We start from the raw sequence: 13,816 nt of genomic DNA on the forward strand, positions 1-13,816 counted from the left end.
GTGAAGAGGATGAGCAGGTTGAGCAGCACGGCGAAGTGGCGGCTGGCGGTGGGCGCCGGGGCGGTGGTGGTGCTGGCGCTGGCCGGCGTGGCCTCGCCGACCGGTCTGGCGGGCGCCCTCTCGCCCGCCCCGTCCCGGGTTTCCGGGGCGGACGCCCTCTCGCCCGCCCCGTCCCGGGTTTCCGAGGCGGACGGCCGGGTGCCCGACGGCGTGACGCTCAGCCCCTTCGACACCGAGGCCCCGGCGGTGCGCAACCTGGACCCGGCCCTGCTGGCGGCGGTGCGCAGCGCGGCCGGCGACGCGCGGGCGCAGGGCATCGGGATGAACGTGACCTCCGGCTGGCGCAGCAAGGCCTACCAGCAGCGGCTGCTGGACCAGGCGGTGGAGAGGTACGGGAGCCTGGAGCGGGCCCGGCAGTTCGTGAACACGCCGGAGAAGTCGGCGCACGTCGCGGGCAAGGCGGTGGACCTGGGCCCGACGAACGCCGACTACTGGCTGATCCAGCACGGTGCGAAGTACGGGCTGTGCCAGGTGTACGGCAACGAGGTGTGGCACTTCGAGCTGCTGACCTCGCCGGGCGGGACGTGTCCGGCGCTGCTGCCGGACGCGGCGGGGTAGGGCGCCGCGTCCGGCCGGACGGGGGGGTGCTCGGGCCTTGCCGCGTCCGGCCGGATGGGGGGTGCTCGGGCCTTGCCGCGTCCGGCCGGGCGGGGGGGTGCTCAGGCCACCGGGGCCGCGGTGGCCAGCCCCGAGGCGGCCAGGGCGGCGGCGGCCGCGTCGCCGAGCCCGTCGGTGGTGTCGGTGCGCCAGGCGAGGTGGCCGTCGGGGCGGACCAGGGCGGCGGTGGCGGTGTCCCAGGCGGGGTGGGGGCGGGTGAGCGGGGCGCTGTGCAGGGTGAGGCCGGGGCCGGCGAGGTGGTCGAGGCGGGTGGAGCCGGTGAGGTCGAGCAGGACGGGGTGGCCGGGGCGCAGCAGGGTGAACAGGGTGGTGCCGGCCGGGTGGAGGTCGGGGGCGCGGGTGCCGGTGAGCGGGTGGGCGTCGGGGTCGGCGGCGGGGTAGCGGACGGCGAGGCCGGCCGCGCGTTCGGCCAGGTTGTCGCAGAACTGGTCGACGCCGTCGATGAGTTCGGCGAGGAGGTCGCGCAGGGCGAGGACCTCGGGGCTGTGGTCGACCATCAGGCCGCTCTGGGCGCGGGTGCTGCGCAGCAGGTCGGCGCCGACGGGGTGGCGTTCGGCGTGGTAGCTGTCGAGGAGGGTGTCGGGGGCGGTGCCGTGCAGGACGCGGGCGAGCTTCCAGCCGAGGTTGAAGGCGTCCTGGAGGCCGACGTTGAGGCCGGGGCCGCCGGCCGGGAAGTGGGAGTGGGCGGCGTCGCCGGCCAGCAGGACGCGGCCGAGGCGGTAGCGGGCGGCCTGGCGGGCGGCGTTGCCGAAGGTGGAGAGCCAGCCGGGGTCGCGCATGCCGTAGTCGGTGCCGGCGATGCGGCGGACCTTGGCGCGCAGTTGGTCGAAGCTGGGCGGGCCGTCGGGGCGGGTGCGGCTGGTGGCGGTGTCGTTGCCGACGACGCGGTGGATGCCGCCGGGCAGCGGGAAGACCATCAGGCTGCCGTGCTCGTTGGTGAGGGCGGGGGTGCGGGGCGGGGCGTCGAGGACGACGTCGCCCATCCAGGCCCAGAAGGTGGCGGGGGTGCCGGGGAAGTCGATGCCGGCGGCCCGGCGCACGGTGCTGCGGGAGCCGTCGCAGCCGACCAGGTGGGCGGTGCGCAGCCGGTAGGGGCCGTCGGGGCCTTCGGCGTGGACGGTGACGGCTTCGTCGTCCTGGGTGAGGCCGGTGACGCGGTGTCCGCGGCGCAGGTCGGCGCCGGCGGCGCGGGCGTGGTCGGCGAGCAGTTCCTCGGTGCGGGCCTGGGGCAGGCCGAGGGTGTAGCGGTGGGGGGTGTCGAGGCGGCTGTAGTCGAGGCGGGCGGGCAGGGCGGCGAAGTGGCCGCCGGGGACGTGGACGCCTTCGGCGAGGAAGGGCGCGGCCAGGCCGCGGGAGTCGAGCATCTCCAGGGTGCGCGGGTGCAGGGAGGTGGCGCGGGAGTGCGGGTCGGGTTCGGTGCGCTCCTCCAGGACGGTGACGTCGATGGCGTGCAGGCGCAGTTCGGCGGCGAGCCAGAGTCCGACGGGGCCGGCGCCGGCGATGACGACCTGGTGCGTGGGCGTGCTGACGTGCGTGTTCATGGGTGTCCCCTCCACAGTTCTTGGTCACTGACCAAGGAGCCTTGCCTCCAGTAGACTAGGTCAGTGACCAAGAAGCAAGCTCCGCCCACCGGCAAGGCCGGACTCGACACCGCCACCGTGGTGCGCGCGGCCCTCGACCTGCTCGACGACAAGGGCGCCGGCGCGGTGTCGGTGCGCGGCGTCGCCGAGCGCCTGGGCGTCCGGATGAACACCGTGCTGTGGCACGCCAAGACCAAGGGCCGGCTGCTGGAGCTGATGGCCGACGCGATCGTCGACGGGGCCCGGCTGGACGCGCTGCCCGGCCCCTGGCGCGAGCGGGTGGTCGAGCTGGCCCACCGCTACCGCCGCGCCCTGCTGGCCCACCGCGACGGCGCGCTGATCGTCGCCGGGACGTACGCCGCCGAACCGGCCACCCTGCGCTACGCCGACGCCGTGCTGGCCGCGCTGCTGGAGGGCGGGCTGGACGAGCGGCGCGCGGCCTGGACGTTCTGGAGCGTCCAGTACCTGGCGCTCGGCCTGACCCAGGAGGAGCAGGCCCTGGCCGCCCTGGACGGCGAGCACTCGCTGGCCGGGGCGCTGGCCGACGGCACCTACCCGGCGCTGGGCCGGGCGGTGCGGCACATGGAGGGCGAGGACTTCGACGGGCGGTTCGCCTTCGCCCTCGACCGGCTCCTCGGATAGCCCGGCGACGGAGGCCGGCCCCGCCGGACCGCCGCAGCCGTGTCGCAGCCCTGTCACCGTACGGGGGAAGGCCTGGTCACGGGGGCCGGAGCGGCCCCAGGATCGGGCGGGGGCCCCGGCGGCGGGGCCGCGACGTCGGGGGGCGGGACGGATGGCCGAGCAGGTGGCGGGCGGGGCGGGCGGCCGGGAGCGGTGGTGCCTGGCGGCGGCGGTGGCGGCGGTGGCGACACTGGCGACGGCCGGCTCGGCGGCGGTGTGGCGCTGGTCCCAGGACGACCCGGTGGCCGGGTGGCTGTGGTGGCTGTGCGCGGGCGCGGCGGCGCTGGCCCTGATGGCCTCCGCCGGACTGCGCGGGCGCGACCGGCAGGCACCGGCGGGCACGGGCGCCCGGGCGCTGACGGCCCTGCTGCTGGCCCTGGTCGCGGTGTTCCTGGCCGCGCAGGTCGCCGGGACGGTGCGGGAGCGGCTGAGCAGCCCGCGCAGCACGACGGCCCGGGTGACGGACTGCCGGGTGTCCGGCCAGCGGCCGGGCGTGGATGGCAACGGCCTGGGCGAGAAGACCTACGAGTGCACCTTCCACTGGAGCGCGGACGGACGGGAGTTCAGCGCGCGGCGGCCGCAGGGGCCGTACCCGGAGGGCCAGCAGGTCACGGTGTGGCTGGACGACCGGGGGCGGATGAGCACCGGGCGGCCGAGCTGGCTGTCGGTGCCGCTGTTCGCCCTGCCCGTCCCGTTCGCCCTGTACGGCGCGGTGTTCCTGGGCCGCTGGGCGGCCACGGACACGGCGGGGCGCTGGCGCCGGGCGGCGCGGGCCTGAACGGGACTGCCCGGCAAGGGACTTCGAGCGGGACGACGGAACGACGGGACGTCGGCGAGAGGCGGCGACGAGGGACGGCGGCAGGCCCGGGCACGGCCCCGCACCCGCCCCCGATAGGCCGTACATCGACATATGTCGCCTGACTGCCTATTGTGGGTGCGGCGACGCGCCATCACGCGCCGTCGCCTCCCCGTACCCGCACGCGAGAGGACCGCCGTGCCCCAACATCCGCGTACCGCACGCGCGTTGGCCGTCGCCGCCGCCACCGTGGCGCTGGCCCTGACCGCGCCGACCGCCCTGGCCGCCCCGGCGCCGGGCCCCGACGCCGACCCGGTGCCCGCCCTGGTGGAGGGCCAGGACACCGCCGCGCCCCAGCTGGTGACCGGCCTGGCCGACCCCGCCCCCGGCGACCCGGCCCAGGCCGCCCGGGCCCACCTGGCGGCCCACCCCGAGCGCTACCACGTCGACACCGGCGAGCTGACCGAACTCGCCTCCACCCCCGGCCCGGACGGCCGGCGCACCGTCAGGTTCGAGCAGCGCCACGGCGGGATACCCGTCCTCGGCGGCCAGTACCTGGTGCACCTGGCCGGCCGGGGCGCCGCCCAGCACGTCGAGTCGGCGGGCGGGCGCTACTACACCGGCCTGACCGCCCCGACCACCCCCGCCGTCCCCGCCGACGCCCTGCGCCGCGCCGCGATCGACGCGCTGAGCGACCCCCGGCAGCGCACCGGCGCCACTGCCGAGGACCTCGGCGCGGTCGTCCTGCCCGGCGGCCCGGGCCGGCTGACCGAGCACTACACCGTGCGCCCCGCGGCCGGCACCGCCCGCGAGGTGTACGTGGACGCCGTCTCCGGCACCGTCGCCGCCGCGTTCGACGCCCGCGCGCCCCGCCCCGCCCCGGCACCGGCCGCCCCGACCGGCGGCGCCACGGCCCGAGCCGACGGCCTCAAGCCCGCCACCGGCACCGCCCCCGACGCGCGCGGGCGCAGCACCGCCGTCAACATCGCCGAGCGCCCCGACGGCAGTTACCAGCTCACCGACCTCACCCGGCCCGCCGCCATCACCACCTACGACGCCGGCGGCCGCGACGAGGGCGACTTCGACCACGTCATGCCCTCCGACGCCGCCCCCGTCTCCTCCCCCACCCCCGCCTTCCCCGCCGCCACCGGGGACCACGGCGCCACCGACGCCCACGTCAACGCGGGGATCGTATACGACTTCTACCACGACCGCCTCGGCCGCGACGGCCTGGACGGCAAGGGCGGCCCGATCGTCTCGGTGGTCAACGTGTCCGACGGCGGCAAGCCGTACCCGAACGCGTTCTGGGACGGCCACAAGATGATCTACGGCGCCGCCCCCGGCCACTACCCCTACTCCGCCGCGCTGGACGTCTCCGGGCACGAGATGACCCACGCGGTCATCACCGCCACCGCCGGCCTGAACTACTTCGGCCAGTCCGGCGCCATGGACGAGGCGCTGGCCGACTACTTCGGCAACGCCATCGAGGTCACCGCCCGCGGCATCGCGATGGACGACCCCACCGCGCCGCTGCTGGGCGAGAGCCTGTGCCCCACCGGCACCCCGCAGGAGTGCGCGACCCGCCGCCTGGACGACCACCGCACCACCGTCGACGACTTCGTCGGCACCCTGAACGTCGACAACGGCGGGGTGCACCTGAACTCCACCATCTTCGGCGGCGCCCTGTGGGACGTACGGCGCACCCTCGACCCGCTCACCGCCGACCGCCTCGTCTACCACGCCCTCACCGACTACCTCACCCCCAACGACGACTTCCTGGCCGGGCGCGACGCGGTGCTCGCCGCCGGCCGCGACCAGGGCCTGGACAAGCGTCAACTGCGCGCCGTCGCAGCAGCCTTCGACGCCCACGGGATCCGGACCGGCTGGCAGCAGCGGATCGGCCTGGACGCCCGCACCCTGCTGACGAAGATCCCCGGCAGCATGTCCGTCCCGGTCGCCGCCGGCGGCCACTGGCTGATCCTGGCCGACGGGCCGGACGGCAACGGGCTGTACACCGGCACCCTCGACGGCCGCGGCGGGCCGGTCCGGCTCAGCCCCCAGGACGGGCGCTTCCACAGCTGGGCCGCCACCGACGGCACCACCGCCGTCTGGATCGCCCAGGGCGGCTCCCAGGGCCCGGGCGCGGAGATCCTCACCGCCCCGCTCAGCGGCGCCGGCCCGGTGCGCAGCCTGCTGCGCACCACCGAGGACGTCGGCGCCGTCCAGGTCTCCGGCCCGGACACCGCCTACCTGCTCTCCGACCGCACCACCCACCGCAGCCGGCCCTACCTGCTGCACGGCGGCGCCCCGGCCGTCGAACTCCCGCTGCCCGAGGGGCACTCCGCCACCGGCCTGACCGTGCGCGACGGCCTGCTCGGCTGGACCGAGAGCTGGCAGGACGGCGACCGGACGGTGTACGCGCCGACCGTGTACTCCGTCGCGGCCGGGAAGGTCACCGCCCAGTACACCGCGCACGCCCCGGCCGGCTCCGGGCCCAGCCGCACCGGCTCCACCCTGCTGGCCGGCGGGCGCCTGGTCTGGCTGGACACCCCTGTCGACCCGGCCGCGCCCGGCACCATCCGCTCCGGGGCGGCGGACGGCTCGGGCATCGTGGACGTGGTGTCCGCGGACTCCCCGCAGGCCCCCCGGTGGGACTCCACGCTGACCGCCTCCGACCAGGCCGTCAGCTACCAGCTGACCCCGCCGAGGCCGGCCGGCGAGTGGACCAACGCCGCGATGCCCAAGGTGTGGCAGGTGCCGCTGGCCGGCGGCACGCCGCAGCGGGTCTCCTGCGACCGCGGCGGCCAGTACTCGGTGGCGGCCGACCGGGGCACCCGGGTGGTGTGGCTGGACGCCACCGGTGGCCGGGCCGACCTGGTGACCCGTGAGCGCCCGGCGGGCCGCTGCTGACCGCTTCCCGCCCTGCGGGGCCGTGGGGCCGTGGGGCCGTGGGGCGACCGTGCCCCGCGGCCCCGCGGGCGTCAGGCGTACGTGATCTCGACCTTGTTGACCACCACGTCCTCGACCGGGCGCTCGCCGTCCACGGGGGCGGCGGCGATCGCGTCCACCACGGCCTTGGAGGCGGCGTCGGCGACCTGGCCGAAGATGGTGTGCTTGCGGTTGAGGTGGGCCGGGGTGCCCACCGTGATGAAGAACTGCGAACCGTTGGTGCCCGGGCCGGAGTTGGCCATGGCCAGCAGGTAGGGCCGGGTGAAGAACAGCTCCGGGTGGAACTCGTCCGCGAAGGCGTAGCCCGGGCCGCCGGTGCCGGTGCCGGTCGGGTCGCCGCCCTGGATCATGAAGCCCTTGACCACCCGGTGGAAGGTCGTGCCGTCGTAGTACGGGCCGCTGCCCGCCCCGCCGGTCCGCGGGTCGGTGTACTCCCGCTGCCCCTCGGCGAGTTCGACGAAGTTGCGGACCGTCTTCGGCGCGTGGAACGGGAACAGTTCCAGCCGGATCGGGCCCGCGGTGGTGTGCAGGATGGCGAACCGGGCGTTGGCCACGGGTGTCTCCTTCTTCGTAGCGGCTGCTGCGGTGGTCGGACGGCATCCTGGCACATGGGATGATTCGCAGCCGAACCGGCCGGGCTGAGCCGCCGGGCGGACGGGAAGGGGTGGCTGTGGTGGTCGGAGCGGTGCTGGTCGGGCTGCTGGTACTGGTGCTCGCGGGGTGCGGGTGCGTGGTGTGGGCGCAGCGGGGCGGGCCGCGCTGGGCGCGCGTGGTCGCGGCCGTGACGCTCGGCGCGGGCGAGCTGCTGCGCGGCGCGGCGCGCAGCCGGCGTCGGCGGGAGCGGCGGGATCCGCCGTTCCTCGGCGGGGGCGGGGGCGGCGACGGCGGGGGCGGCGACGGGGCCTGAGACCGGACGGGGCGGGGGCCGGGCGGTGACGGAGGACCGGGTGACGGAGGAGCAGCAGCGGCTGCGGCGGGTCTTCGAGGCGGCGCTGGCCGACGCCCTGGCCGGGCGCGGCGTGCCGGACTGCCTGGGCCTGGACGATCCGACCGACCGGGCGCTGTGGGCGGTGTACGACGCGGCGATCGGCTACGGCGCGCGGCGGCACACGGATGAGGAGCTGGTGGCGGACGCCCGCCGGGCCTTCGCGGGGCAGTTGGACGGCAGCAACGCGGCCCGGTGGCGCGAGGAGCTCGCGCGCAGGTTCGCCGGGGGCTGATGCCGTGGCCCCGGCCGCCGTGGGGTGCCACGGCGGCCGGGGACGCGCCCGGGTGTCGGCGCTCCGGTGTCGGCGCTCCGGTGTCGGCGCTCCGGTGTCGGCGCCCGGGTGTCAGCGCTCGGGTGTCAGCGCTCGGCGGAGCGGCGGCGGGAGGCGACGACCATGGCCGCGCCCGCGGCCAGGGCCGCGGCGGCGCCGCCGGCCTCCCAGCCGAGGCCCTCGGCCCCGGTGGCGGCGAGCGAGCCGGCGCCGGTGCCCGTGACGGCCGTGGTGGTGCCGGTGCTGCCGGTGCTACCAGTGGTGCCGGTCAGCGCGGCCGGCTGGACGGTCTGCGGCTGCTGGGCGCCCTGGCCCTGCTGCCCGGCACCCTGGTCGGCGGGCTTGTCGGCCGGCTTGTCCGCGGGCTTCCCGGCGGCCTCGTCGGCGGCGCGGGCCGTGGCCCAGCCCTCGGCGAGGAACTTCGCGATGTCGGCGTCGCTGCCCTCCATCGCCTTGCCCGCCGCCGCGCGCACCGCCGGGCCGCCGGTCTCCATCAGCTGGGAGACCTTGATCCGGTTGTCCGAGGCGCGCAGCTTGGGCAGCTCCTCCAGGAAGGCGGCGACGTCGGCCGGGGTGCCGGTGAGCGCCTTCTTGGCCCCCTCCAGGACGCGCGGGCCGGTGTTCTTGTCCGCCAGGGCGACGAACACCGCGACGCGGTCGTCCGAGGCCTTGGCGGCCGGCCAGCCCTCGGCGAGCCACTTGGCGACGTCGGCGTCGCTGCCGTCCAGCGCCTTCTGGGCGCCCTCGCGCGCCTCGCGGCCGCCGTTGGCCAGGATCTGGGAGACCTTCACCCGGTTGTCGTCGCCGCGGTTCTTGGCGAGCTCGACCTCCAGGAAGTGCCGCAGCTCGGCGGCCCCGCCCTTGAGCGCCTTCTCAGCCGCCGCGCGCACCCCGGGGCCGGTGTCCTTGTCGGCCAGGATCTTCTCGATCGCGGCCCGGTCGGCGTCCTCGGCCTGGGCGGCGGCCAGGCCCTCGGCCATGAACTTCACGACGGCCGCGTCGCCGTTGTCCAGCGCCTTGCTGCCCCCCGCGCGCACGGCCGGGCCGCCGACGTCCATGGCCCGGAGGAGCTCCACCCGCAGGTCGTCCATCCGGATCCTGGGCAGGCCGACCGTCAGGAAGCGCCGCAGATCATCCGCGCCGCCCTTGAGCGCCGCCTCGGCCCCCTCGCGCACGTAGCGGCTGGAGTTCTTGTCGGCCAGGATCTTCTGGACCTCGGCCCGGTCGCGCTGCTCCTGCCCGTCGGCCTCGGTGCCGGTGCCGGTGCCGGTGCCGCCGGCGGGGGCCACGTCCGGCGCGGAGCCGGAGGCGGTGTCAGGGCCGGAGACCCCGCCCGGCTGAGGGGCTTCGGCGGCCGAGGCGGAGGAGGGGAACAGCACGGCGGGGGCCAGAACGGCGGCCGCGACGACGGCGGACACCTTGGGCAGCTTCATGCAGCGGGACCTGGGTCTTCCTGTGAAGAGATCATGAACGCCGCACAGCATAGATCGTTTTTTACGTTCGCCATACCAGATATTTGCCGCCCGCCCCAGACCCTCCGCAAGCACGTCACACCCGGTCGGGAAACGCCCTAGGGTGGGGCGGGTGAGCTTCCATCTGGTCGTCGGACACGGGCCCGCCGGGGCCGCCACCGCCCGCCTGCTGGCCGGTCAGGGCCACGAGGTCCGGGTCGTCACCCGCACCGAGCACCCCGTCGCCCCCGTCGACGGCGTCGAACACCTCGCCCTCGACGCGAGCGACCCCGCACAACTGACCCCGGCCGCCCGCGGCGCCGCCGCCATCCACGGCTGCGCCGCACCGCCGCTGCCCCGGTGGGCCGACGACTGGCCCGCCCTCGCCGCCTCGCTGTGCGCGGCCGCCGAGGACAGCGGCGCCGTGCTGGTGATGCTCGGCAACCTCTACGGCTACGGCCCGGTCGAGGGCCCGCTCACCGAAGGCCTCCCGCTCGCCGCCACCGGCCCCAAGGGCCGTGTCCGCGCGGCTGTTTGGGAACAGGCCCGGGCCCTGCACGAGGCCGGGCGGATCCGCGCCGTCGAGGTGCGCGCCTCCGACTTCTTCGGCCCCGGCGTCACCGACGGCGGCCACCTCGCCTCCCGCGCGGTGCCCGCCCTACTGAAGGGCCGTCCGGTCTCCGTCCTCGGCGACCCGGACGCCCCGCACAGCTGGACCTACCTGCCGGACGTGGCCCGTGCGATGGCCGAAGTCGCCGCCGAGGAAACCGCCTGGGGCCGCCCCTGGCACGTCCCCACCGCCCCCGCCCTGCCCGTGCGCACCATGGTCGAGCGCCTCGCCGCCGAAGCCGGCACCGGCCCGGTCGCGGTGCGCCGCCTCTCCCCCGCCACCCTCGCCGTGGCCGGCCTGTTCTCCCCGCTGCTGCGCGAACTGCGCGAGACCCGTTACCAGTTCGACCGCCCCTTCGTCGTCGACTCCACCGCCTACGAGGCCGCCTTCACCGTCCGCGCGACCCCGCTGGCGGAGCAGCTCGCCGCCACCGTCGCCTGGTGGCGCGAGCGGTCCTGACCCCTGGCGCCCCTCTCGCCCAACACCCGCTCCCTCAGTGCCCCTTGAGGCCGTCCGCGCCCCGGTACCCGGCCGGCACACCCTCGGCGAGGACCACGTCGGCCACCATGTGCCGGGTGCGCAGCGGCAGGATCTCCCGGTAGGCGGGCGAGTCGTACCAGGCGCGGGCCCGCCCGTAGTCCGGGAACTCGATCAGGATCAGCCCGAGCGGGCCCCAACTGCCCTCCAGCGCCTCGAACTTGCCGCCGTGCACGACGAAGCGGCCGCCGAACGCGTCGAGGGTGGCGTCGATCCGCTCCAGGTACTCGACGATGTCGGGGCACATCTGGGCGGAGTGGACCTGGGCCAGGGCGTAGGCGGTCATGGCTGCTGCTCCCGTGGGGTCGTGGCGGGCGGTTCCCGCCGACCCCTCCGACGGTAGGCGGCCGCAGGGCCCGGCCGAATCCGTCACGTATCGGCAGGGGGTGACGTAGCCGCCGGGGGCAGGGGGTGCGGCGCGGGTCCGAGAAAGCTCGGATACCAACGGGTGACAGGCCCCTGACAGAGTGGGTGCCGGTCGGCCGGCCGTACCGCCCCGGCCCCGCTCCCCTCGACCCCCTCGACCCTCTCGACCCCCTCGACCTGGAGATCCCTTGCGCGCTCTCATCCGACGCATCGTCCTGTCGGCCGCACTCGCCCTGGGCGGCCTGGCCCTCGCCCCCGGCGCCGCCTCGGCGGACACCCCCGCGACGGTCCTGTTCAACCAGGCCTCCGAACGCTGTCCCGACGGCCGGGTGTGGGACACCCAGGACATGCACCCCTGCGCGCCCTCCAACAACCCGGGCAAGTGGGTGTTCACCCCGGTCCCGGGCTGGAGCGGCTTCTACACGATCAACAACGACGCCGACCGGCGCTCCTGCCTGACCGCCTCCGACGACCGCCCGAGCGGCACCCAGTGCTACGCGAACGTGACCAGCCAGATGTGGCGGATCACCCCGTACACGGCGGCCGGCCAGACCGCGAAGTACGACATGGTCGGGGTGCGGATCCAGAACGTGGCCAGCTCGCTGTGCCTGGACAACACCGCGAAGAACTTCGGCGGTTGGAAGCTCTACATGTTCGGCTGCAACGACGGCGCCTACCAGCAGTGGAACATCTACCGCAGCAGCTACGAGGCCCTGTTCGGCCCGGTCGGCGCCCACAAGGGCATGACCTGGGCGAACCTGGAGCAGCGCGCCGACAACGTGGTGCACGTCGGCAACGACGCGTCGAGCAACGCCTACCAGGGCGACACCCCGGCCGGCACCCAGCTGCCGGTGCTGTGCCTGCGCAAGGACGGCCGCCCCGCCCCGGCGGGCGTGCCCACCAGCGGCTTCCACAGCTGGGCCGGCGGCGAGGTGAAGGCCACCGCGCCGGTGGCCGGCACCCAGCTGGGCAGCCGGGCCGCCGCCGACCAGCTGTGCGCGACCTCCTTCGGGTCGGGCTTCCGGATGACGGAGTTCCACGACGCCTCCGGCTGGGGCCTGTGGGCCAACGGCACCCTGCCCACCCAGACCCGCTTCTGGACCGCGATCGACGACCAGCCGGCCAACCCGTGGAACTGACCACCCTGACGGCACACCACCACTGACCGACCACCCGGGGGCGGGCGCCGACCGACGGCACCCGCCCCCACCCGTTCGCCCGCACTCCTGACGGTTCGTATAGCATCCGTCCAGCTCGAACAGGTGACCAGGTGAACGGGGTGGAACGGATGCCACAGGACGACGGCAGAACGAAGCGGCGCCGACAGGCCCTGGCCGTCACGGCGGGGGCGTGCGTCCTCGGTGCGGCCGGGCTCGGCGGGGCGCTGCTGCTCACCGGCACGACGGGCACCACCCCGGCCGCACCGGACGCGGCGGCCACGTCGAGCCCCAGCCCGGCAGCCGCCCCCACCGCCTCGCCGTCGGCCTCCCCGTCCGCCGAGGCGCCGACGCCGACCGCTCCGGCCGAACTCCCCTCCGAGACGCCCACGGTGGCGCCGGCCGCCGACGAGACCGGGCCGGAGACCGAAGCCGCGCCCGAGCCCGCCGCCCCCAAGCCCGCCCCGCCCCGCCCGCGCGCCACCAACACCCCCGCGGCTCCGGCGGCTCAAGCCGCTCCGGCGACCAAGCAGCCCGCGGCCAAGCAGGCGGCCCCACCGCCGCACTTCGACCCGACCGTCCCGCCCCGGCCGGTCCCGGAAACCCCCAAGCCGGTCCGGACCGACACCCCCTGCCCACCCGGCCAGGCCATCACCTGGGACGGCTGCCGCCCGATCGGCCCCGTCATCACCCTCGGCCCGGTCACCCCACACGGCTGACCCACCGGCCCGCCGGGATGACCGTGCGTCATCCCGGCGGCAGGTCCTCCCCTACTCGTCCCGCCAGTGGACGAACCGGGGCGGCCGCTCTCCCCACGCGACGACGGCGCCGACCGGGCTCGGACTGATCCCGCCCGAGACCAGTCCGTGGAGAAACTCGACCATCCCCGCGGCGAAGACCCGGGCCGCACCGCCGTCCCGACTGAGGACAAGGACCGGCCACGCGTCGGGGTCGTCACCGACCGTCAACCAACCGAGGACGTCGGCGGTACAGGAACCGCCCCAGGCAACGATCTGCCCGGCGGAGCGCACCTCCTCGGTGGGCTCCCCGCCCTCCTCGAAGAGCCAACGCGCTTCCTCCGTCATGCCGCGCATGCCCGGCTGCGGGGCACCCGCCGGCATCAGCTCGTCGGGGGCGAACACGGCGAGGGACCGGTCGATCTCCCCCTGCCCGTACCGGGTGATGAACTCGGTGTAGTCACGCGGGAACCGGAAGCCCCACGCCTGCTCCACCGCCGCCCAGTCACCGGCCTCACCGGCCCCCTCGTGCGGGGGCATGAGCCCGATCAACCTGTTGATGTCGAAGTTGCCTGCCACGGGACCCATCCTCCACTCCGGTCCGGGCACCACGGAAACGCCGGTTCCACTTCACGGACCGTTCCGGGCTACCGCGACCGCCACTGGGGAACGGACGGGTTGATCATCTCGCGGGCATCGGGGAATTCGCCCGTCAGGAGAGCGGTGAGGAAATCGGCCATGCCACCCTCGAAGGGGATCAGCTCACTGGTGTCGAAGCGCCACACCACCACCGGCCATTGTTCGGGGTCTCCGACCGAAGTGTCCCAGCAGAAGTAGTCACACATGGTGTTGTTGGCCCAGGCGAGCAGACAGCCCTCCTTGGGGAAAGGCTCCTACGGGCGGCCGAGCTCTGGATTCCACTCGTACCATCCCCCCGCCCAGTCCACCTCCGAGCGCTCACGCCCGGGATCACCCATGATCTCCGCGAGCCGACCGATACCGCTCGTCCTCTCCT

The 13,816-nt window shown here is 75.7% G+C and carries 15 protein-coding genes; 9 read left to right on the forward strand and 6 right to left on the reverse strand.

Features of this window, described 5'->3' with window-relative positions; genetic code table 11:
• The first annotated feature begins 18 nt into the window (after positions 1 to 18).
• A complete protein-coding gene (locus AB0O91_RS16550) occupies positions 19 to 618 on the forward strand; it encodes a M15 family metallopeptidase (RefSeq protein ID WP_363432992.1) in 600 nt (199 codons plus the stop codon).
• A 101-nt stretch (positions 619 to 719) separates the two neighbouring features.
• Here AB0O91_RS16550 and AB0O91_RS16555 read toward each other — a convergent pair whose 3' ends face one another.
• Positions 720 to 2,219 carry an FAD-dependent monooxygenase gene (locus tag AB0O91_RS16555; RefSeq protein WP_363432994.1) on the reverse strand — a complete coding sequence of 500 codons (1,500 nt, stop codon included), beginning with the start codon at positions 2,217 to 2,219 and terminating at the stop codon, positions 720 to 722.
• A 63-nt stretch (positions 2,220 to 2,282) separates the two neighbouring features.
• Between AB0O91_RS16555 and AB0O91_RS16560 the strand changes: the two genes are divergently transcribed.
• The 3 genes from AB0O91_RS16560 (at position 2,283) to AB0O91_RS16570 (ending at position 6,645) form a co-directional block, all read left to right on the forward strand.
• Positions 2,283 to 2,900, forward strand: a complete 618-nt coding sequence (locus AB0O91_RS16560) for a TetR/AcrR family transcriptional regulator C-terminal domain-containing protein (protein WP_363432997.1) — start codon at positions 2,283 to 2,285, stop codon at positions 2,898 to 2,900.
• A 151-nt stretch (positions 2,901 to 3,051) separates the two neighbouring features.
• The gene (locus AB0O91_RS16565; RefSeq protein ID WP_363433000.1) at positions 3,052 to 3,717 is read left to right on the forward strand and encodes a DUF3592 domain-containing protein; all 666 of its coding nucleotides are present in this window, start codon (positions 3,052 to 3,054) and stop codon (positions 3,715 to 3,717) included.
• 246 nt (positions 3,718 to 3,963) lie between these two features.
• Entirely contained in the window at positions 3,964 to 6,645 is a 2,682-nt protein-coding gene (locus AB0O91_RS16570; protein ID WP_363433003.1) for a M4 family metallopeptidase, read from the forward strand.
• Between the two features lie 71 nt (positions 6,646 to 6,716).
• Here the strand turns inward: AB0O91_RS16570 and AB0O91_RS16575 are convergent, their stop codons facing one another.
• Positions 6,717 to 7,238 carry a peptidylprolyl isomerase gene (locus AB0O91_RS16575; protein WP_363433006.1) on the reverse strand — a complete coding sequence of 174 codons (522 nt, stop codon included), beginning with the start codon at positions 7,236 to 7,238 and terminating at the stop codon, positions 6,717 to 6,719.
• Between the two features lie 119 nt (positions 7,239 to 7,357).
• Between AB0O91_RS16575 and AB0O91_RS16580 the strand changes: the two genes are divergently transcribed.
• Positions 7,358 to 7,591: a hypothetical protein gene (locus tag AB0O91_RS16580; RefSeq protein WP_363433217.1), complete on the forward strand. Its 234-nt coding sequence runs from the start codon at positions 7,358 to 7,360 to the stop codon at positions 7,589 to 7,591.
• 40 nt (positions 7,592 to 7,631) lie between these two features.
• A complete protein-coding gene (locus AB0O91_RS16585; protein WP_363433008.1) occupies positions 7,632 to 7,904 on the forward strand; it encodes a hypothetical protein in 273 nt (90 codons plus the stop codon).
• A 125-nt stretch (positions 7,905 to 8,029) separates the two neighbouring features.
• On the opposite strand, the gene AB0O91_RS16590 is transcribed toward AB0O91_RS16585, so the two are convergent.
• Entirely contained in the window at positions 8,030 to 9,376 is a 1,347-nt protein-coding gene (locus tag AB0O91_RS16590; RefSeq protein ID WP_363433011.1) for an ALF repeat-containing protein, read from the reverse strand.
• A gap of 151 nt (positions 9,377 to 9,527) precedes the next feature.
• On the opposite strand from AB0O91_RS16590, the gene AB0O91_RS16595 reads away from it, so the two are divergent.
• A complete protein-coding gene (locus AB0O91_RS16595) occupies positions 9,528 to 10,463 on the forward strand; it encodes an NAD-dependent epimerase/dehydratase family protein (protein WP_363433014.1) in 936 nt (311 codons plus the stop codon).
• 34 nt (positions 10,464 to 10,497) lie between these two features.
• Here the strand turns inward: AB0O91_RS16595 and AB0O91_RS16600 are convergent, their stop codons facing one another.
• Positions 10,498 to 10,827, reverse strand: a complete 330-nt coding sequence (locus tag AB0O91_RS16600; RefSeq protein ID WP_363433016.1) for a DUF1330 domain-containing protein — start codon at positions 10,825 to 10,827, stop codon at positions 10,498 to 10,500.
• Between the two features lie 268 nt (positions 10,828 to 11,095).
• Here AB0O91_RS16600 and AB0O91_RS16605 point away from each other — a divergent pair, with 268 nt between their 5' ends.
• Together AB0O91_RS16605 and AB0O91_RS16610 are read left to right on the forward strand one after the other, a co-directional pair.
• Positions 11,096 to 12,046: an RICIN domain-containing protein gene (locus AB0O91_RS16605; RefSeq protein WP_363433018.1), complete on the forward strand. Its 951-nt coding sequence runs from the start codon at positions 11,096 to 11,098 to the stop codon at positions 12,044 to 12,046.
• Positions 12,047 to 12,195: 149 nt separating this feature from the next.
• A complete protein-coding gene (locus AB0O91_RS16610; protein WP_363433020.1) occupies positions 12,196 to 12,783 on the forward strand; it encodes a hypothetical protein in 588 nt (195 codons plus the stop codon).
• Between the two features lie 51 nt (positions 12,784 to 12,834).
• On the opposite strand, the gene AB0O91_RS16615 is transcribed toward AB0O91_RS16610, so the two are convergent.
• Both AB0O91_RS16615 and AB0O91_RS16620 read right to left on the reverse strand, forming a co-directional pair.
• A complete protein-coding gene (locus AB0O91_RS16615; protein WP_363433023.1) occupies positions 12,835 to 13,380 on the reverse strand; it encodes an SMI1/KNR4 family protein in 546 nt (181 codons plus the stop codon).
• Between the two features lie 68 nt (positions 13,381 to 13,448).
• Positions 13,449 to 13,646, reverse strand: a complete 198-nt coding sequence (locus tag AB0O91_RS16620; protein WP_363433026.1) for a hypothetical protein — start codon at positions 13,644 to 13,646, stop codon at positions 13,449 to 13,451.
• Positions 13,647 to 13,816 lie beyond the last annotated feature (170 nt).

Origin of the sequence: Kitasatospora sp. NPDC089797 (assembly GCF_040684795.1) — a bacterium.
Taxonomy (GTDB): domain Bacteria; phylum Actinomycetota; class Actinomycetes; order Streptomycetales; family Streptomycetaceae; genus Kitasatospora.

Excerpts from the sequence above, each read along its gene's own strand:
- AB0O91_RS16555 (WP_363432994.1), bottom strand. The coding sequence starts at position 2,219 with ATGAACACGCACGTCAGCACGCCCACGCACCAGGTCGTCATCGCCGGC.
- AB0O91_RS16590 (WP_363433011.1), bottom strand. The coding sequence starts at position 9,376 with ATGAAGCTGCCCAAGGTGTCCGCCGTCGTCGCGGCCGCCGTTCTGGCC.
- AB0O91_RS16610 (WP_363433020.1), top strand. The coding sequence starts at position 12,196 with ATGCCACAGGACGACGGCAGAACGAAGCGGCGCCGACAGGCCCTGGCC.
- AB0O91_RS16565 (WP_363433000.1), top strand. The coding sequence starts at position 3,052 with ATGGCCGAGCAGGTGGCGGGCGGGGCGGGCGGCCGGGAGCGGTGGTGC.
- AB0O91_RS16600 (WP_363433016.1), bottom strand. The coding sequence starts at position 10,827 with ATGACCGCCTACGCCCTGGCCCAGGTCCACTCCGCCCAGATGTGCCCC.
- AB0O91_RS16620 (WP_363433026.1), bottom strand. The coding sequence starts at position 13,646 with ATGTGTGACTACTTCTGCTGGGACACTTCGGTCGGAGACCCCGAACAA.